General features: G+C 61.5%; 18 protein-coding genes, 1 tRNA gene and 1 pseudogene. 12 read left to right on the top strand and 8 right to left on the bottom strand.

Features of this window, described 5'->3' with window-relative positions:
- Positions 1-54: 54 nt before the first annotated feature.
- From ACQ5ID_RS02050 to ACQ5ID_RS02035, 4 genes are all read right to left on the bottom strand, one after another.
- Positions 55-1,001, bottom strand: a protein-coding gene (locus ACQ5ID_RS02050; RefSeq protein WP_429910809.1) for an IS630 family transposase whose coding sequence is annotated in 2 segments (ribosomal slippage) — positions 55-662 and positions 662-1,001 — 948 coding nt in all. Because the reading frame shifts where the segments join, the coding sequence is not laid out codon by codon here.
- A gap of 229 nt (positions 1,002-1,230) precedes the next feature.
- On the bottom strand, positions 1,231-1,734 hold the full coding sequence (locus tag ACQ5ID_RS02045) for a hypothetical protein (protein WP_429910808.1): 504 nt from the start codon (positions 1,732-1,734) through the stop codon (positions 1,231-1,233).
- 12 nt (positions 1,735-1,746) lie between these two features.
- Positions 1,747-4,224: a hypothetical protein gene (locus ACQ5ID_RS02040; protein WP_429910807.1), complete on the bottom strand. Its 2,478-nt coding sequence runs from the start codon at positions 4,222-4,224 to the stop codon at positions 1,747-1,749.
- 11 nt (positions 4,225-4,235) lie between these two features.
- Positions 4,236-4,481 carry a hypothetical protein gene (locus ACQ5ID_RS02035; protein ID WP_429910806.1) on the bottom strand — a complete coding sequence of 82 codons (246 nt, stop codon included), beginning with the start codon at positions 4,479-4,481 and terminating at the stop codon, positions 4,236-4,238.
- A gap of 189 nt (positions 4,482-4,670) precedes the next feature.
- On the opposite strand from ACQ5ID_RS02035, the gene ACQ5ID_RS02030 reads away from it, so the two are divergent.
- The 4 genes from ACQ5ID_RS02030 to ACQ5ID_RS02015 are packed head-to-tail and all read left to right on the top strand — an operon-like array spanning position 4,671 to position 7,254.
- On the top strand, positions 4,671-4,859 hold the full coding sequence (locus tag ACQ5ID_RS02030; protein ID WP_429910805.1) for a MerR family transcriptional regulator: 189 nt from the start codon (positions 4,671-4,673) through the stop codon (positions 4,857-4,859).
- The gene (locus ACQ5ID_RS02025; protein ID WP_429910804.1) at positions 4,859-6,094 is read left to right on the top strand and encodes a DNA cytosine methyltransferase; all 1,236 of its coding nucleotides are present in this window, start codon (positions 4,859-4,861) and stop codon (positions 6,092-6,094) included. The genes ACQ5ID_RS02030 and ACQ5ID_RS02025 overlap by 1 nt, the downstream gene beginning before the upstream one ends.
- Before the next feature lie 15 nt (positions 6,095-6,109).
- Complete coding sequence (locus ACQ5ID_RS02020; RefSeq protein ID WP_429910803.1) at positions 6,110-6,526, top strand: very short patch repair endonuclease; 417 nt, start codon at positions 6,110-6,112, stop codon at positions 6,524-6,526.
- Positions 6,527-6,531: 5 nt separating this feature from the next.
- Entirely contained in the window at positions 6,532-7,254 is a 723-nt protein-coding gene (locus ACQ5ID_RS02015) for a hypothetical protein (protein WP_429910802.1), read from the top strand.
- Between the two features lie 138 nt (positions 7,255-7,392).
- Here ACQ5ID_RS02015 and ACQ5ID_RS02010 read toward each other — a convergent pair.
- A pseudogene (locus ACQ5ID_RS02010) lies at positions 7,393-8,030 on the bottom strand (transposase).
- 248 nt (positions 8,031-8,278) lie between these two features.
- Between ACQ5ID_RS02010 and ACQ5ID_RS02005 the strand changes: the two are divergent.
- From ACQ5ID_RS02005 to ACQ5ID_RS01975, 7 genes are all read left to right on the top strand, one after another.
- The gene (locus ACQ5ID_RS02005) at positions 8,279-8,797 is read left to right on the top strand and encodes a hypothetical protein (RefSeq protein ID WP_429910801.1); all 519 of its coding nucleotides are present in this window, start codon (positions 8,279-8,281) and stop codon (positions 8,795-8,797) included.
- Between the two features lie 107 nt (positions 8,798-8,904).
- A complete protein-coding gene (locus ACQ5ID_RS02000; protein WP_429910800.1) occupies positions 8,905-9,423 on the top strand; it encodes a hypothetical protein in 519 nt (172 codons plus the stop codon).
- A 341-nt stretch (positions 9,424-9,764) separates the two neighbouring features.
- Positions 9,765-9,998 (top strand): helix-turn-helix domain-containing protein, encoded by a 234-nt coding sequence (locus ACQ5ID_RS01995; RefSeq protein ID WP_429910799.1) that lies wholly within the window; start codon positions 9,765-9,767, stop codon positions 9,996-9,998.
- Positions 9,999-10,153: 155 nt separating this feature from the next.
- A complete protein-coding gene (locus ACQ5ID_RS01990) occupies positions 10,154-11,839 on the top strand; it encodes a tyrosine-type recombinase/integrase (RefSeq protein ID WP_429910798.1) in 1,686 nt (561 codons plus the stop codon).
- An 11-nt stretch (positions 11,840-11,850) separates the two neighbouring features.
- On the top strand, positions 11,851-12,918 hold the full coding sequence (locus ACQ5ID_RS01985; protein WP_429910797.1) for a hypothetical protein: 1,068 nt from the start codon (positions 11,851-11,853) through the stop codon (positions 12,916-12,918).
- Positions 12,915-13,109: a hypothetical protein gene (locus ACQ5ID_RS01980; protein ID WP_429910796.1), complete on the top strand. Its 195-nt coding sequence runs from the start codon at positions 12,915-12,917 to the stop codon at positions 13,107-13,109. The genes ACQ5ID_RS01985 and ACQ5ID_RS01980 overlap by 4 nt, the downstream gene beginning before the upstream one ends.
- Complete coding sequence (locus tag ACQ5ID_RS01975; RefSeq protein WP_429910795.1) at positions 13,106-14,716, top strand: recombinase family protein; 1,611 nt, start codon at positions 13,106-13,108, stop codon at positions 14,714-14,716. The genes ACQ5ID_RS01980 and ACQ5ID_RS01975 overlap by 4 nt, the downstream gene beginning before the upstream one ends.
- Here ACQ5ID_RS01975 and ACQ5ID_RS01970 read toward each other — a convergent pair.
- Positions 14,687-14,763, bottom strand: a tRNA-Arg gene (locus ACQ5ID_RS01970). The genes ACQ5ID_RS01975 and ACQ5ID_RS01970 overlap by 30 nt on opposite strands.
- A gap of 119 nt (positions 14,764-14,882) precedes the next feature.
- Here ACQ5ID_RS01970 and ACQ5ID_RS01965 point away from each other — a divergent pair.
- Entirely contained in the window at positions 14,883-16,928 is a 2,046-nt protein-coding gene (locus ACQ5ID_RS01965; protein WP_429910794.1) for a potassium/proton antiporter, read from the top strand.
- A gap of 27 nt (positions 16,929-16,955) precedes the next feature.
- Here ACQ5ID_RS01965 and ACQ5ID_RS01960 read toward each other — a convergent pair whose 3' ends face one another.
- Both ACQ5ID_RS01960 and ACQ5ID_RS01955 read right to left on the bottom strand, forming a co-directional pair.
- On the bottom strand, positions 16,956-17,249 hold the full coding sequence (locus tag ACQ5ID_RS01960) for a hypothetical protein (RefSeq protein WP_429910793.1): 294 nt from the start codon (positions 17,247-17,249) through the stop codon (positions 16,956-16,958).
- 46 nt (positions 17,250-17,295) lie between these two features.
- Complete coding sequence (locus ACQ5ID_RS01955; RefSeq protein ID WP_429910792.1) at positions 17,296-18,276, bottom strand: ABC transporter ATP-binding protein; 981 nt, start codon at positions 18,274-18,276, stop codon at positions 17,296-17,298.
- Positions 18,277-18,426: the final 150 nt, after the last annotated feature.

The raw sequence follows: 18,426 nt of genomic DNA, 5'->3' as shown, positions 1-18,426 counted from the left end.
AGAACTTTTCTCTCACCCTTAATCCTCAATCCTAAAAACTAGAGCGGCGTCCGATCAGTCTGGATCATATCCGCAGGCGGCGAAGTAGTTGGCGCATTCGGCTGGCGTGAAGGTGTCGGAGATCCGCCCGATGGCGTTCCAGAGGCCGTCGACGGTTCGTTCGGCGGCTTTGCGGAGCAGGGCTTTGAACTTGGCGAAGGCTTTCTCGATGGGATTGAAGTCGGGGCTGTAGGGCGGCAGGAAGACCAGGCTGGCCCCGCAGGCTTCGATCAGCGCATGAGCGCGCGGCCCCTTGTGGCTGGACAGATTGTCCATGACGACGATGTCGCCGGGGCGCAGTTCGGGGACCAGCACCTGCTCGACATAGACCTCGAAGGCGTCGCGGTTGATCGGGCCGGGCAGCACGAACGGAGCGATCATGCCGCGCAGGGTGAGCGCGCCGACGAAGGTGGTGGTTTTCCAGTGGCCATGAGGCATGCCCATGCGCAGCCGTTCGCCGCGTCGGCAGCGCCCATGGGTGCGGGCCATGTTGGTTTTCGCCCAGGTCTCGTCGATGAACACCAGACGCTTGGGATCGAGATCGGGCTGGGCGTCGAACCAGGCTTTGCGCCGTTTCAGGATGTCGGGGCGGTCCTGTTCGAGCGCGTGGCCGGTCTTTTTTTACGCGTGATCCCGCGCCGCTTCAAAAAGCGATGGATCGTGCCGTAGCCGAAGGCATGACCGCGCCCGGCCAGCGCGGCGCGCAGCTCTTCGAGCGTGATGTCCGCCATCTCGTCGAGAAGCGACAGGATCAGCCCAGCCTGAGCTTCCACCCGGGCCGAGCGGCGGTCCCCGCCCAGCGGGCCGGGGCGAACGTCGCCCCGCTCGCGATCAAGCCGCCGCCAGCGGCTCACGCTGGCCGCGCTCACCCCGAACCGGGCCGCCGCCTCCCGGTGGCTCGCGCCCGCTTTGACAGTCGCAACGACACGGCTGCGAAGATCGACAGATAACGCCTTGGACATGTCCGCCCGCCTCCTGCTCCGGCAGACAGGATGAATCAGCGTTCGGCCGCCATCGGAATCCCCCAATCCGATTCCGTCAGGCAGGATCACGCTCTAAGCCATTGAAATCAATAATTCCTGCAGAAAGAAAGGGCTTCTCGAAATGAATGAGGGACCCGAGGGCGCATGTGTGGACGGCCTCCGTTTGGCAGGTGCGACAGACTATCCCCCATCTCCGCCCCCTTATTCTTCACTTAAGCGTCTCATCGATTGCATCCAATTGTTGTGCCCACCAAGCAATTGCTTCGTCCAGTAGAGTTCGCCCATCTTCCCCTTCGTACGCACCAGAGCCCATTGGCCGGTACAAGTTCTCCTCTATCAAAAACTGCCTGACAACGTCGAAACCGTCATGGCTCTGCAAGTAAGCCATCACGGGAACGGGGCCCTCTGTGACGTCAGAAGAATACTCTTTTAGTATTGTGTTCCTTTCTCGCTCGATGAAATCTCGAAAAATGGCGTTCTTCTCTCCAGATTTCCACGATTGGTAAAAATCTCTCGCGGCAGTACGTGTCGCGACGTTATTTGCGCCATCTACTTTATCCAATACATGGCCAACAACTCTCAACAAGACCACCGCCAACACCCAGTTCAAGCGCCATTCGATATGCCCGGTTTCGAGCTCCAACTTGTCTCGCACATACATAGCGTCCTGGAGGACGAGACGTGCCTTGGGCACCGACGTTTCGGTCCTCATGCTGCTTTCTCGTCACTCGACATTTTCGGCCTGCTGGATTGAGGATGCATCGACGATCTTTGGAAGGTTTTCAGCCAGGGCTAGGACGGTTGATGCCGCGCCCCTTGCGGCCATGCGTCGGAAGTCATCCAGAAACTCGCCCATGCCTTCGCTGGCTGTGTCATTAGCCGCTTGCATGCTTCGCAACGCGTGTTCGCAACCGAGCAAGAGTATACGCATGCCGAGGATGTATTTCTCGGTCACCACGTCTCTCGCGATCCCTGTGGCCGCCTTGCGATACTTTAGGTGATAGACATTGTCGTAGTTGATCTTATAGACGCTTTCTTGGCCAAGATCCTCAATCAATCCGCCGTCCGTCTCACTGAAATCCTCGGGCCAAGGAGCGGTTTCGTAGCCATTTACCTCACGCCCGTCTCTTGTCAGCAGTACGCAGGCGGGCAGACCGTGCGTTGGAGCATTTTCCCCCTCGCCAGGCTTGCTCTCACCAGCACCCGACTTTGGCTTTTGCTTAGACGTTTTCTTCTTTTCGGTACCCGCATCGGCCGCTTCCGCGACGATGGTGATTGTAACTTCTTCCGTAACGACGGGCTCGGGCATGGCATCGTCTTGAAGACCGATGCGGAATTTAACCTCATCGCCGACGACCACGCCGCCGTTCTCGGGCGAGAAATACAAAGTCAGGCGACCGTCTTTCAGATGCTCACGTAGGCCAAACTTTTGACGAACCTCTTCTTCGACAATTACTCGTCCTGGGTTGTCGGCCCTCTGGAGATATCCATTGACCGCATTAGTACGTGCGGACAAAGGACGGCTGCGCCCAATCGGTATCTCGAGAGAGTCCTTTTTGAAGCGCTCCTCCAACCTCAGGAAAGTTGGACTATAGACGCCTTTGAAGTCGTCCTCAGTCCCGCTCTCATTGCCATTGGACTTCGATCCGCCCGACGCGGGCAGCTTGATGCTGGGGTCACGACTCGACAGCAGACCAGCCAAGCTTGGGTCACGATCAACCAGCTTCTGGAACAGCGTATTGCCTTCAGTTTTTGCGGCACGTTCCAGTTCCTCAGCAGCTATCTTAGCTTGGAGGGCTATAAGTGCTCCAGACTCTTTGATCGTCTTCGTGACCTCTTCAATGTAGCGCTCACCGTCTTGGGTGTTTCTGATATGCTCGCGATCACCTTTCCAAACTTCGTTGTGAGCGGCGAAAGTAAGGCCGCTGGCGTCCACGACAACGACGATACGGTCCTTAAGTGCGGGAAAGCCACATTTGGTCGAAAGATAGCCGCGGGTCTGCTTGTATTGGACCTGTCCGTTGACAGTGTGAAACACTCGATTATTGGAATTATTGGGTTTCAACCAGCTTGGGAGGTCTCGCTTGAGCGCAATCGCGCTTACGCTGACTTTTCCAAGGTTCGGCAAAGTGAATTGACCAACAGCGATCTTTCCTTCTGCTGATGCCTCTTCTTCATCGTCGAGGTCAGCTTCTTTGTGGGAGTTCAGAAGGAGAAACTCCATTCCGTAAAAAGGGCGCGGATCGACCCCCAATTCCCTGTCGGGCCCCTTTCCTTTCGTTGGCTTCTGCCTGAGATCAAGGATGCGGAATGGCAATATCGTTTCGACAAGATTTTCGTTGAGCGCTTCCCGGGAACCACGGAAGCTCATGAACCTCGATCCGACCTGATAATCAAACAGTTTGATTATTGTGCCCGAGTTGAGATGCATGCGGTCATAACGCTTCTGTTCCACGGTATGGAACGGATACAGCTCTTCAGCCTCGAATCGCGGGATATTCCCGTCAGGTCCAACAAAGTATTCCGCGATGGGCAAGTCATCGCCTGTGCCAGGGCGCCGACGCATTATTGTCCAACCCCACGGGCCATTTTTGTCGTAGCGTCGGGAAACAATGAGTTTGTACCAGCGCCGTCCGCAATACCCCAAGACACCCGACGAGCCCATATTGAACTTGCCCTGGACAAACGGGATGGATTTCTTGTTGCCGGCGCTGAGGGAGAGAAAAGTCGTCTCGAAATCGTCCGGACTTTGACCCTCGCCGTTATCTGCAAACGTGTAGCACGGAAGCCCTTCGGTTTTCGATCGGGCACCAGTGATGCCGATGGCAAGGTTGTTTTGAGCGAACTCCTTTAGCCAAGGGTCGGCTGAATCAAGGTTCACCAACTTCCCGCCATGCATCTTCTGCACCAACTGATCAACAGCTTGGTACATGGTTTTAGGCGCAGCGGCTCCTTTTGGCTCGACGCCCTTCAAATAAGCATGCTTCATCAGCACGGCATCGACCATATTGGTCATCAACTCGGTGAGCGCTTTTCCGCCGTCGGATGCTTGGTTGGAGGTGACGTTGAAATTTGTCTCCCGCCCGTCCAGCGGCTTCCAATTGTTAGAATCCTGAAATTCCAGAAACTCGGCCAATATCTTATCGACGCCAGCCTCTGACTCCGTCGCCAGAAGCGCTAAGCAAATCTTTTTGAAATCCATGTCGCCAGCCCCTATTCTAGGGTAAATTTTGTAGCGCCGCCCTTCTTACTGGACAGCTCGAAACGTTTTTTGCAGGCCGACATCTCCTCGTTCAAAGCTTTAAAAATCTTGGCAACATCTTCATCGGTGTAGTCATAATTCGAACGATTTGCCAAGTTACCTATCAACTGTATGTCTTTCAACGCCTTATTTACGCGCGCAGACGCCAATTTTACAAATTTTGCCCGGTCTTCTTCTCGCACCATATCGATCTCCATCGCGCTTCTCGTACATATGACATATCTACGATCATATGCAAGACATATTTCTGCATTTCTTCATCGTACGCGTACTGAGGCTAGATTTTTTGCAAAAATTTTGGCCCTCAAAGACATAACCCCCTGTAGAGGCGATAATATTTCTCTGATTTGGTTGACTGTGGCGTGGTTGTGGATATAGTTAAATATATGCACAAGGGCCGCGCGATTCGAAACGAAACCTACACGACCGACGAGGCGGCCAAAGAGCTGGGGCTCTCGAAAAGCACGCTGCTTCGCTGGATTCGTGAAGGACGAATTTTGGACGTAAAGCGAGATAGAAACAACTGGCGCGTTTTTACTGCTGCCGACATCGCGCGAATCAGGAAGGTTTTGTGATGAGCGATGTCGCCCCCCACATTAAGACGAAGATGCCAACCTTCCTGGCCGTGGACTTTTTCTGCGGCGCTGGGGGTACTACTCGTGGCCTGATCGATTCAGGCGGGTATGTCATCGCGGGGATCGACAAGGATGGGCGCTGCGCCCAGACGTATTCGGACAACAATCTCAATAGATCTGTCGATTATGCCCCGGCGCGGTTTCTGAACTACGACGTTTTTGCAAGAACTCCGGACTATGAAGAAGGGCAGAGAGACGAGCTGGTAACGGAGCTCGATTCATTGCTCTCCTATTATAGGGGGAAGGCTCTCGGCGTTCCGCTGCTGTTCGCGATTTGCGCCCCATGCCAGCCTTTCACCACCCTTTCCCGCAAGGAACTGAGCGATAAGCGCAAGAAGGGAAGAGAGAAGGACCGAGGCTTGTTGGCCGAGGCTGCCGAGTACGTCTCTCGCTACAAGCCAGAGATGATCCTTTCCGAAAACGTCGCGGGCATCAAAGATCCAAGATACGGGAACATATGGGAAGATTTTCGAGGCCGGCTGAACGAACTTGGCTACGTCACCGGTTCCAAGGTCGTTTGCACGTCTCGGTTCGGGGTTCCTCAATATCGGAAACGATCCATTTTGATCGCTGTCCGCCGGGAGTTGGTTCGCGAAGAGCGTTTTGCGGATATGATGGAAAGCGAGTTACTCGTCCCTGACGCCGATCCGAATGCGATGGTTGTGACAGTGGCTGACGCTATCGGCCATCTTCCCACGGTATCGGCAGGCGAAACTCATCCAGAAATTCCAAACCATCGAGCACGCGCACTGAGCGAGTTGAACCTGAAGCGCATTGCATCTGCGATGCCTGGTGAGTCCAATGCATACTTGGAGCGCACTGAGTTCGGCGACCTCTCTCTCGATTGCCACCGCAAAGTGAACGCTCGGTTGAACGATCGTTGCTTCTCAGACGTTTATACCAGAATGCATCCCAATAGACCGTCTCCGACCATTACGACCAAATGCCATTCGATTTCCAACGGTCGGTTCGGGCACTACGATGTAAAGCAGATTCGGGGCATTTCTCTACGCGAGGCGGCGATACTTCAGTCGTTTCCGGACGACTATGTGTTTTATCCCACCGAGCAAATAGAGCCTGTAGCTCGGATGATTGGAAACGCCGTCCCACCTCGGCTAGCCCAGTATTTTGCCACTTATCTAGCCAACTCATTGGAAGCGGGGCCGTCACGCTGACCGCGCCGATCCGGTATGGACATTTTCGACCGCCAGAAGAGAAGTGAGATTATGTCCCGGATTCGGGGCAAGAATACGAAACCTGAGCTGCGGGTGCGTTCTTGTCTACATACCGCAGGACTGCGTTACGTCCTTCATGACAAGAGGTTGCCCGGCCGTCCTGATATTGTCTTTCCGTCGCGACGAATTGCCATCTTTGTTCACGGCTGTTTTTGGCATGGGCACGAGGGATGCAAGAAAGCAAAATTGCCGGAGACGCGGTCTGATTTCTGGCAGGCAAAAATCGAGAGCAACAGGGAGCGAGACACACGAAATCGGGAAATGTTGGAAGCCCTTGGATGGCAGGTTCGAACTGTTTGGCAATGCTCTATCAGTGACGATAGTCTTTTCCAACTGGTCGACGAAACCGTCAGCACGCCCCGCCATGGATAGGTCCAATGCGAAGCTTCAGTCCGGTAGATGAAAAACTAGAGGAGGCAGATTTCTTTCTGGAGGAGTTAGCCTTGTCGGTTGGCAGTTGGCAGCGCGTGCGTTTCCATTTCAGTGCATTCGTCTCTTCGGCACGAAGCGTCACATTCGCTCTACAAGGAAGCTTGAACGGCGCACCAGATTTTGCCGAATGGTACGCAAAGTTGCAGATCGAGCTAAAGGCAAACCGGCTTGCTCGTTTTTTTCACGAGTGCAGGACTGACGCACAACATCTTGGTTTGAATCCTGTAGGTTTTGTTTCGGCGCAGGGCGGGATTACACGATACTATTTTAATCAGCCAGAATTCGGACGATATAGGTATTTGCCCAACGAAGACGTTATAAGCGCGTGCCAAGCCCACATGAGGCTGATCTGCGAAATTATCGATTCTGTCTACAAGGACTTCGGTCTGCTGATCGACCCGGACCAGATCTACACGTTGGATGGCCTCAGTCGTCTATCGATGTCGATTGAGGACGTGGAAATGGAGTTAGGGCTGCCTAGAGGTTATACTGATATCCCTTGGGATCGACCGGGCAAGGACGCGCATAGGATAGCTCTTCTTCGACGCAATATACCCGGGAGCGGGATTAAGCCTTTGTTGCGGAAGCATCTCGGACGTGAGCTAGAATATCCTTGCGAAGCTTTCGAGGTGGCACAGATAGTTCCGGGAGAGAGTGGCGCCGGCTGAAAGATTTGAACCCCAGTAGGGTTGTGGAAAATCCGCTGTCTTGATTGTAGATGCTCGCCAAGCCGGAACACCGAAAACAGTGCTTATGCGGTGTTTATTTGACGTGATATTGTGGACGACCTCCTCCTGACCTGATCGCTAACGTGGTCGTTGCAGGACGTCATGTGTGGACGACCTCCGGAAAGCAAGGGTGATTTCGACGGCGTTCTCCACCAAGTGGGGGTCCCTGTACCGGCGGGCATCCAGCCGGACTTTGCGCTTGCGGTTGGCGTGGCCGAGGATGACCGGCACGGCTCCAGCCTGGCGGCTGGCGCTGCGCAGGCCGTCCCCGTCATAGCCCTTGTCCGCGATGAGATACTTCACGCGCTCGGCGCGCGCCAGCAGGGCTGGCGCGACGATGATGTCAGCCGCCTTGCTCGCGGTCAGGGTCAGCGCGAAGGGCGGCCCACCACATCGGTCAGCGCGTGCAGCTTGGTGGTCTGGCCGCCGCGCGACGGGCCGATGGCCTGATTTTTCGCCCCCCTTTTCCGCCATGGGCGGCGCGCTGGGCATTCACGTAAGTGGAGTCGATGGCCGTGCTTTTCACCAGCGGTTGAAGCGGTTGTAGATCGTCGTGGGCGGCCCGTATTCGACCGGCAGTCGCACCACCGCGAGCCGGTCTTGAGCACATGGATGATGCCTGAAATCACCCGGCGATCGTCCACACGCCGCGCGCCAGGCTGATTGGTCGGCAATCGCGCCGCCAATTTCCTCTCAGCCGCAGCCCTCGCCGCCATCGTCGCTTTCTGGATATGATCGGGTCTGGACCCTAGTATTTCTCCGTCCAGACCATGCCTCCTCCGCTGCCCTGCGCGCTCGGGAGCTTCATCAAAAGAGCCTAAGAAAAGATGAGCCTTGGATGATATAGGCATCGACATCCAGATGAGCAGACAGGCTCTTGGAAAAAACAAGCAGAAAACTTACTTAAGTCATTGTTTTTGTTCGCCTTTCAGTCACGTTATCGATCTTAACAATGGAGGTCGTGATGACTGACAAGAGCGAGAAGATCGAAAGCGTGGCCGACCTGATCGGCGACAACTTCCTGGAGCTGGCCAAGATGCTGCGCGAGCTCCAGGACGGGGACCCCGACACCTTCTTTCCCGTGGTGGACCGGCTCGGGCTGAGCCAGAGGAAGGCCTATTACCTGGTCAAGATCGACCGGACCTTCCGCAGCCTGCCCATCCCGGCCGAGCGGCTGCGCGCCATCGGCTGGACCAAGCTCCAGCTGATCGCGCCTCATGTGACGCCCGAGACCTGGGCGGAGCTGATCGAGCTGGCCGAGACCCGCACGGTCCACCAGCTGGAGGCGATCCTGCGCGGCGAGGAGACCGGGGACAAGGAGCACTGCGTGCTGCTCTATCTCAGCGAGGTCCAGTACGAGGTCTTCCGCCGGGCCGTGCTCGCCCATGGCGGGCTGGACGTGAAGGGCTCGCTCAAGCGCCGCGAGGAGGCGCTGACGGCCGCGCTCAGCAAGGTGCTCGCCACCCTGCCGTCCCGGAACTGATCCCTGCGGCGCGCCCGCTCTTCCGGGGCCAGGCCCCGGAAGAGCGGAGCCGCCCCTGCCGGCATCTCATTCCCATCGCCGGGCGCGCCGCGCCCGAGGAGACACCCATGACCAGAACCACCCCGAATATCGAAGGCATGGCCGAGTTCACCGGGGACGTCATGATGACGCTGTCGCGCCATCTCAACGAGCTGCGGGAGGAGGCCCCGGACTGCCGCCGCGCCGTGATCTCGTTTCTGGGTCTCGACCCGGAAACCGCCGAGCAGATCGCGGCGGTGACCCGCCCGTTCCGGGCGCTGCCCATCGATGACGCCACGCTGGGCCGGATCGGCTGGGCCCGGCTGCGGCTGATCAGCCCGCGGGTCGATGCCGAGAACTGGCGCGATCTGGTCAAGGTGGCCCAGGCCTGCTCGCTGGAGGGCCTTCGCGCGCTCTTGCAGCAAGGCGTGACCGGCAGGGACCGCCGCACCGTGCTGATGACCTTCTCCGCCGAGCAGTATGCGGTCTTCGAATCCGTCCTGCTCGCCCACGGCGCGGAATGCGAGGCGGGAGCCCTGTCCGGGCGGGAGGCGGCGCTGCTCGCCGCGCTCGCCAAAGCCACGAACAGGCCTGCGAACGACCGGTAGCCGCCGCTCCGCGTTCCCGCGAGCCCCGGCGGCCAGCGGATCGGGAGCGAATCGGTTCGCCGCGTCCATGCCGGGCAACGCAAGCGGAAAGCGCTGAAGGGGGCGGACGGGCTCTCTGATGGCGGTCCTGGCGAAGGCTTTCGAGCGCGAACAACCGGGGGTGGTGAACGCAACCCCGGCTGCCCCGGGTGGGTCGTGTTTTGCACCACTCGGCGATCAGGGCGTTGTCAAACGCTGGACATCCTGCTCCCCTCAACAAGCCGAACCTCCGGGACGCGGCCGAAAAAAATTCAGACGGGATTCCGTCTGGATTTCACGGCCCGCAGCAAAGGAGGTTCTCCATGGCCAACACCCCCGACACCCCGTCCGGCAAGTCCGGTCAGCCCCGGCCCGCGTCCGGCGCGATGCTGACGAAGGATCAGATCGCCGCCGAACTCGGCTGCAGCCGCAAGCAGGTCGAGCGCTTCATCGCCAGCGGAGACCTGATCGCGACCCGCTTCGGGCCGCGGATGGTGCGCGTGCACCGGCGGGACCTGGAGGCTTTCATCGCGTGGAAGCGCAAAGACCGCTCCTGACGCGCTCTGCCGCAATGAATGAGGTGAAGTCAAAGTTGAAATGAAAACCTCACAACTATTCACGGACGCTTATGTGTCGTGAGGTCATTATCAATTTTGCTCTTCGACTCATCATGACTTATCATGTCTCAATCTGACCAAGCAAGGAACTTGTCATGCCTGGACAAAAGCAACCCACCGTGACCCTCGCCGCCCTCATCGAGACGCTGAAGGCGCAGGACGACGTCCCAGCCGCCAAGGCCAAGCTCTACATCTCGGCGATCAACCGCTTCTGCAAAGTCGTCGACCGGTTGCCGTCCGACACGCTGGCCGACCCGGCCATCATCCGGAAGCTGGCCGGCACGGCCTGCTGGCACAAGCACATGAAGAAGTCGTCCTGGGCCACGGTGCGCTCGAACCTGAACGCCGCGCTCGCCGCAGGCGGGGTGCAGGTGCTCCACCGGAGCCGCCGCAATTACCGCCGCTCTGAAGCCTGGAACACGCTGCTCAGCGGTTTGTCCGCCCGGTCCCAGAAATTCTTCACCCGCTTCCCCGGCTGGTGCACATCCTACGGGATCGAACCGGACGACGTCACCGAGGGCACGTTCACGCGCTTTCTCGATGAGCTGCTGACCCTGAGCACGGCGAAGCACCCCAAGGAGGCGTGGCACCGCGCCCGGCGCATCTGGAACAGCGAAGTGGTCCCGTGGTCGGGCGGGCGATATCCGGTGATCGAAAACGTGGAAACGACCGAGACGAAGACCCTGCCCTGGTCGGACTTCCCTGAAGGTCTGCGCGACGATATCGAGCGCTATGCGGAAACGATGGCCGCGCCCGACTGGACCGATGAAGATCAGGAGAAATTCGAGCCGCTCAGCCCGGCCACGATCCGCAACTACGCCTATCATCTGCGGCTCCAGCTTTCCCTGCTCGTCAAGGACGGCGTGCCGATCGAGACGTTCCAGTCCCTGGCCGACTGCCTTCAGCTCGATCTGATCAATCGTGGCCTGAAGCTGCTTGAAGGCGGGCGCGGTCATAAGGGCGAAGCCCGGCCCATGCTGTGGGGGGCGGTGAACGCTTATCTCAGCTTCGCGAAATTCTCCGGCGCGCCTGAGGCGATTTCGGCGAAGCTTGGCATTTACCTGCGCAAGCTCCGGGACAAATCGCGGGGCTTGAAGAGGAAGAACAGGGAGCGGCTCGCCCAGTTTGATGACCCCAGGCGGCGCCGCGCCTTCTTCATGCTCCCCCTCGTGATCGAGGCGGAACTCGCCTCGGTGAAGAACCCTACCCGTGAACAGGCGCTGCGGATGCGGGGCGCGGCCATGCTGGAGCTGCTGCTGCACATGCCTATCCGCATCCGCAATGTGGTCGACCTCGATCTCGAACGCTATGTCCAGCGGGTCGATGAAGTCGATGGCCTGCGCTGGCGGATCGGAATCCCCGAGGACGAGGTCAAGAACGGGATCGCTCTGTCGGGGCATCTGCCGGTCGGGGCGACCCGCGTTCTCGAACTGTGGCGCACCCGGTTCCGTCCCCGGCTGAACCCGCAGTGCACGCGGCTGTTCATCGGAGACAAGGGCCGGTCTATCGGCGAGGGTCCGCTCTCGAAGGCCTTTTCCGATCAGATGATGCGGGAGCTGGGCGTGGTGGTGAATCCCCACCTCATGCGCCACTTCGCGACCACCAATCTGCTCAAGGCGCGGCCGGGCAGTTTCGAACAGGCCCGGCAGATGCTCGGTCACACCAACATCGCCACCACCATCAACTTCTATTGCGGCGAGGACATGGAAGCGGCTCTCGCGCAATGGGACGCCATCGTCGATCTTGAGCGCGGCGACGCGTCCGACGAAGACGAGCTGTGAGGGGGGCGGTCATGCATCAGGCTTTCCCCCCGCTCAAACCCGCCGCCTGGCCGGAAGCAGACCGCCGCCTGTGGGCCGCCGCCCGCGAGCCGGCCGATTTTCTTGACGAGGAGGGCCCGGCGTCGAGCTGGGCCCCATCGACCCTGGCCAAGATCGAATACGATTACGGCATCTGGCTGGGATGGCTGGACCGGACCGGTCAGCTCGACCCTGCGGCCCTGCCGCACCGCAGGGTCGACCGGGACCGGGTCCGGCGCTTCATCGCGGTCTATGCTCCGGGTCGCGCCGAAGGCACGATGGCGTCCGTGGCAGGCAATATCGCCGCCTTCATCCGCTGCGCCACCCCGCCCCATGGCCTCGACTGGCTTGACGCTCTGGCCGTCCGCCTCAAAAAGCGCGCCCGGCCGGCCCGCGCGAAATCCCCGCGAATGTCGTCCGTCAGAGAGCTGCTGTCGCTCGGCCTCGATCTGTTTTCCGAAGGCACCGAGATGATGGCCGACGGGCCCAGCCTGGACGGGGCCGTGCGGATGCGCGATGGCCTGGTCATCCTCATGCTCGTCGCGCGGCCGATCCGGCGCCGGAATCTGTGCGGGATGCGCCTGAGCGAGACCGTCTTCGTGACCGAGCGCCAGGTCAGGGCGGACTTCCCGCCCAGCCAGACCAAGGCGGGCAACCGGATCGCCTTCAGCTACCCGGGCTGGCTGCGCCCGCTGATCGACGCTTATCTCGCCGAGGCCCGCCCGATCCTCAGGAACAACCCGCACAGTTCCGGGGGCGAGGACGAGGGGTGGTTCTGGCTGACGCGCAAGGGCACGCCCCTCGATCCGGCTTACGCCACCACCCGCATTCCCCGCCTGATAGCCGCCCGTACGGGCCGCGCCACCAGCCTGCACCTGTTCCGGCACTGCGCGGCCACCGAGATCGCGCTGCGCGACCCTGAGCATGTCGGCATCGTCAAAGACGTCCTCCAGCACTGCTCCATGAAGAGCGGGCAGGCCTACTACATCCAGGCCCGCATGGCCGCGGCGCTGGACGACTGGGCGGATGTGATCGCGGAAATCCGGAAGGAGGCGGTATGATGGGAGACCTCGCCATGCTGACCCTGTCGCCCCCCGAGGCCGCCGTGACCATCCATGTGGACGACCGCCGCCTGGAGATCACCGGCATGCCCGCCCGCCTGCCGGTGAGGAGCGCGGAGATCGCCCTGCTGCGGGCCCTGTTCGGTCCCGAGATCGACGCCCTGATCCGGGGCGGGGAGGAGAGCGCATGACCATCCGCGCGGCCATATATGTGAGGGTCTCCACCACAAGGCAGGCCGAGCGCGACCTGTCCCTGCCCGACCAGATCGCCCAGTGCCGGGCGTGGTGCGAGGCCAAGGGCTGGCAGGTCGCCGAAATCTTCTCCGAGCCGGGCGCGTCCGCGCTGGACGACGACCGGCCCGTCTTCCAGGAGCTGATCTTCAAGGCCACCCGGCCCGAGCGGCCCTTCGACCATGTGGTCGTCCATTCGCTCTCCCGTTTCAGCCGGGACTCGCTGCATTCGGAGCTCTATGTCCGCCAGCTCAGGAAGGCGGGGGTGTCGCTGGTCTCCATCACCCAGGACATCGGCCAGGACGCCAGCGGGGAGTTCATCCGCAAGGTCCTGAACGTCTTCGACGAGCACCAGTCGCGCGAGAACGCCAAGCACGTCCACCGCGCCATGATGGAGAACGCCCGCCAGGGCTTCTGGAACGGCTCCCGCCCGCCCTTCGGGTACGGGCTGAGAATCGCCGAGCGGCGCGGGACGCGGGACAAGAAGGTGCTGGTGATCGACGAGGCCGAGGCGGAGATCGTCCGCGAGATGTTCACGCTGGCGGCAGGGGCGCAAAGCCGCCCCATGGGCGTCAAGGCCATCGCCTCCCATCTCAACCAGCGCGGCGTCACGCGCCGGGGCAGGCCCTTCATGACCGGGGGCGTGCACGCCATCCTGACCTCCACCACCTATGTCGGCCGCCACCAGTTCAACCGGCGCGACAGCCGCAACGGCACCGTCCGCCCGCCGTCTGAATGGATCGAGCTGGCCGTGCCCGCCATCGTCGACCAGGCCACCTTCGACGCCGTCCAGCGTCTGCTCCAGAGCCGCAACCCCAAGCGCACCCCGCCGCGCGTCGCCAACGGCCCCACCCTGCTCGCCGGGCTGGCCCGATGCGGGCATTGCGGGGCGGCCATGATCCAGAACACCGGCAAGGGCGGGGCCTACCGCTATTACGCCTGCTCGACCAAGATCAAGCAGGGCACGGCGGCCTGCCCGTCCAAGCGCATCCGCATGGACCGGCTCGACGAGCAAGTGATTGCAACGGTCACCGCCCAGGCCCTGAACCCGGATTATCTCACCGACCTGCTGCAGGACTATCTCAAGGCCGCCAGCGCGCGCGACCAGGCCTCCAGGGACAGGCTCGCGAAGCTCAAGGCCCAGGCCACCGAGGCGGGCGCGGCGATCACCCGCCTGCTTTCGCTGGTGGAGACCGGCGCCATGGCCGCGGACGACCCCGACCTGCGCGACCGGCTGGTGGGCCTGCGCCTCCGGCGCGACGAGCTCAGCCAGCAGGCCAGCGCCCTGCAGCGGCGCATCGCCGAGGGCGAGCCGGAGCTGACCGCGGACGCCATCGCAAAGCTGGCCGCATTCCTGAAGGACAAGCTGAAGGACGGCTCGCCGGAGCTCAAGCAGGCCTATGCCCGGCTGGTGCTGTCCGAGGTCGCCGTCAGCGACGACGCCATCCGCATCACGGGATCGAAGACCCGGCTGGCGAAGGCCGCTGCCGCCGAGATGGCGGACACACCCATGGGGGTTCTTTCTTTTGTTCGGGAATGGCGCACCCGACAAGATTCGAACTTGTGACCTCTGCCTTCGGAGGGCAGCGCTCTATCCAGCTGAGCTACGGGTGCATCACCACGCTCTCTTACAGGGCCGCGCAGGACTATTCAATGGACTGACGCCGCGCAAAAACCAGCCTGGCGTGCCCGGCCGCAGAGCAGCCATGACGGCCAGCGTGTGACGGGCAGGCTTGGCGCTTCCATGGTCAGGCGCGACCGCCTATATCGACGATATCATGGGTTCAGCAGAGTTCATCTTGCTAGCGGCGGCGGGCCTTGTCCTCCTCGCCATTGCGGGGGCTGCCGCAACGCGGCAGGCCGGGGCTCCGCTATTGCTGATCTTCCTGGTCATCGGCATGCTGGCGGGCGAGGAAGGCCCTGGCGGCATCGCCTTCCATGCCCATGACACAGCCTATCTGTTCGGATCACTGGCGCTGGCGCTCATTCTGTTTGATGGCGGGCTCGGCACCAAGCTGCGCCGCCTGCGCAGCGTGTTGCGGCCCGCGCTCAGCCTTGCCACGCTGGGGGTCATCATCACCGCGGGCATCACCGCCCTCGCGGCCAGATATCTGTTCGGGCTGGGCTGGGTCGAGGCCGCCCTGATGGGCGCCATCGTGTCGTCCACCGACGCCGCCGCTGTGCTGATGCTGATCGCCGGCAAGGATATCAAGGCCCGCCCGCGCGTGGCGACCACGCTGGAGGCCGAATCCGGTTTCAACGATCCCATGGCGGTGATCCTTGTGGTCACCTTCGTGGCGTGGCTGACGGGGCAGGGCATTCCCGATCCGCTTATCGCCACCCTCTCCATTGTCTGGGCCATACTGGCGGGCGGCGCGCTGGGCTGGTTTGGCGGGCGTGCGATTGCCTATGTCGAGCGCAAGATCGGCCTGCCCATCGGGCTTTATCCGATCTTTGCGTCCGCGGCGGCGGTGTTCCTGTTTGCGTTTGCCGAAGTGGTTGGCGGCTCCGGCTTTCTGGCCGCCTATCTTGCCGGAGTGGCCATGGCTTCCGCGCCCAAGCGCCGCGCGGCAGAGGCGACCGCGCGCTTTTCCGACGGGCTGGCCTGGATCGCCCAGATCGGCCTGTTCCTGATGCTGGGCCTGCTGGTCACGCCCAGCCACGCAGCTGAAGTGGCCTTGCCGGCGCTGGGGCTGGCCTTCGTGCTGATCCTCATTGCCCGCCCGGTGGCGGTGCTTGTCTGCCTGGCGCCGGAGCGCTTCCGCATCAATGAGCGCGCCTTTATCGGCTGGATGGGCCTGCGCGGGGCGGTGCCGATCTTTCTGGGGGCGTTTCCAGTGCTGGCAGGGGTGGAGAACGCGAACCTCTATTTCTCCGCTGCCTTTGCCGTCGTCATTGCCTCGCTGGTTATCCAGGGCTGGACCGCAGGCCCGGTCGCGCGCCTGTTCCAGGTCGCGCCGCCCTTGGCGCGGGGCGGCAATCTTGCCAATGCGGGCATGATCGCAGCCGTTGCGGTCGGCTTCACGCTGGCAAGCGCGCTGGTGTCGTTCGGCGTGAACGAGCGCGATACCGGCCGCGACGCAATTGCGCCGCTAAACATGCGTGAGCTTCTGGCCGCGCTGGGGCCTGATGGGGGGCCGCGCGCTGTGCGCCTGGAAAGCTTCCCCTCGGACTGGGACCAGATGGACCCGGCCCATCGCCGCGACACGTTTGCCCGCGTGGCGGCGGGGCTCGTCGCAGCGCAGAACGAACGCATCATGGAGGAGCGTGAGCAATTGCTGGTCATGCGTGCGCAGGAGGAGGCCGGCATCCCGTTGAGCCTGCCCCAGCAGGCGCGGCGCGACACGCTCGCAAGGCGCTATGGCGGCCGCTATGACGATCTGGATGATCTGCTGGCCCGCGTCGATATCGTGCCGCCTTCGCTGGGGGCCGCCCAGGCCGCGCTGGCGACCGGCTGGGGTTCCAGCAGCCCGGCTCTGGCGCGTAATACGCTGTATGGCCGCTCGGCGCGCGATGGCCGCTTTCCCAGCCTGACCGCTGCGGCGGCCGATTATGTGGATGTACTCAACACCCATCGCGACTTTGCCGCTTTCCGCGCCGAGCGGGCAGCCCTGCGCGGTAATGGCCAATACCCTACCGGACCAGCGCTGGTCGGTTTTGTAGGACCTTATGCGGAAAGCGGGGATGCCTATGCCGCCCAGGTGCGCGCCGTGATGAACAGCGCCGATCTGGCACGGTTCGATCCGGGTCAGGACAACCGCTTTACCGAAGAGAGCTAGCCCACCGCCCGCATCGCTGGCGCGCCGCTAGGAAATGTCCGCATCGTCCTCGCCGCGGCGTCCACTCTGGCCCCTGCCAAAGCCCAGCCCGGCCATATAGCGGTCACCGTACCCGCGTTCGGCGTCTTTGGGATAAAACTCCGCGCCCATCATCCAGCGATAGGCCACGAGTGCGGTCACGAAGGCGGCAAGTGCGAGCAGCACCAGAACAACCCAGCCCGCCGGTGACACCGGCTGGATCTGGAAGATGATTATAAACGCCAGCCCCAGACCGATAGCGCACAGGCTGGCAGCGCCGACTGACTTGAAAAAACGCATCATCACCGGTTCTCCCGGATGGCTTGGCCCCCGTCAGCAGCGCAGCAGATCAGCGCGCCGCCTTGGCCTCCTGCGCCCCAGCTTGCCCGCTATTATACGTCAGGGCGAGGAAAACATCCTCCAGGTCGGGTTCTTCGGTCCTCAGATCACGGATACGCTGGCCGCTTTCATTGAAGCGGGCGATGAGATCGCCCACCGATGTCTGTCCGGCCCGGTAGGTGATGGTCAGCGCGCCATCGCGCAGGTCCGCATCCAGCCCTTCAAACCCGGCAGGAATGGCCGAAAGCGCCGATTCCGCTTCGATAATCAGGGTCTTGCGGTCCAGACGGCGCAAGAGGCTGTGCTTGGGTTCGCTCGCCACAACCCGGCCCTGATCGATAATGGCGATCTCGTCGCACAGCTCCTGCGCCTCTTCGAGATAATGCGTGGTCAGCACGATGGTCACGCCCAGCCCGTTCAGCTTGACGACATACTCCCACAGCTGGCGGCGCAGCTCGATATCCACCCCGGCTGTGGGCTCATCGAGTACCAGAACAGGCGGATTATGCACCAGCGCCTTGGCGATCAGGAGGCGCCGCTTCATGCCGCCCGATAGCTGGCGCACATAGGCATTGCGCTTGTCGGCAAGGCCCATCACCTCAAGCAATTCATCGGAGCGCCGCTCGCCCTTGGGGACGCCGTAAAACCCCGCCATCAGCTCCAGCGTCTCAAAGGGCGTGAAGAACACGTCCATGTTGATTTCCTGCGGCACGACACCGATCGAGGCACGCGCCTGCCGCGCGGCGCTGGTGATGTCGTGGCCCCAGATGCTGGCCGTGCCGCCGGTCTTGTTGGTCAGCCCGGCGAGGATATTGATGAAGGTCGATTTGCCTGCGCCATTAGGCCCCAGCAGCCCGAAGATCGAGCCGCGGCGCACTTTCAGGTCAATGCCTGTGAGCGCCTGCTTGGGCTCGCGCTTTTTCGACCCGGCATAAGTCTTTTCAAGGCCCTCGGCGATGATGGCATAATCGGGCAGGGTGGGCTGGGTCATGTCGCGCGGGCCTCGATGTGTGAGCCATGCACGCTGGCGCCGATTGACGCAGCCAGCGGCTAAAACTAAAGCAGGGTGGAACTTAAGAGGCTTGCACACCGGCGTCCATGGCCGGTCCGCAACCCTTGCACAGCGCGTTTCCTGCGAAGG

The organism is Glycocaulis sp., from assembly GCF_050485565.1.
In the GTDB taxonomy this organism is placed as follows: Bacteria; Pseudomonadota; Alphaproteobacteria; order Caulobacterales; family Maricaulaceae; genus Glycocaulis.
This window is presented reverse-complemented; position numbering and strand designations above follow the sequence as displayed.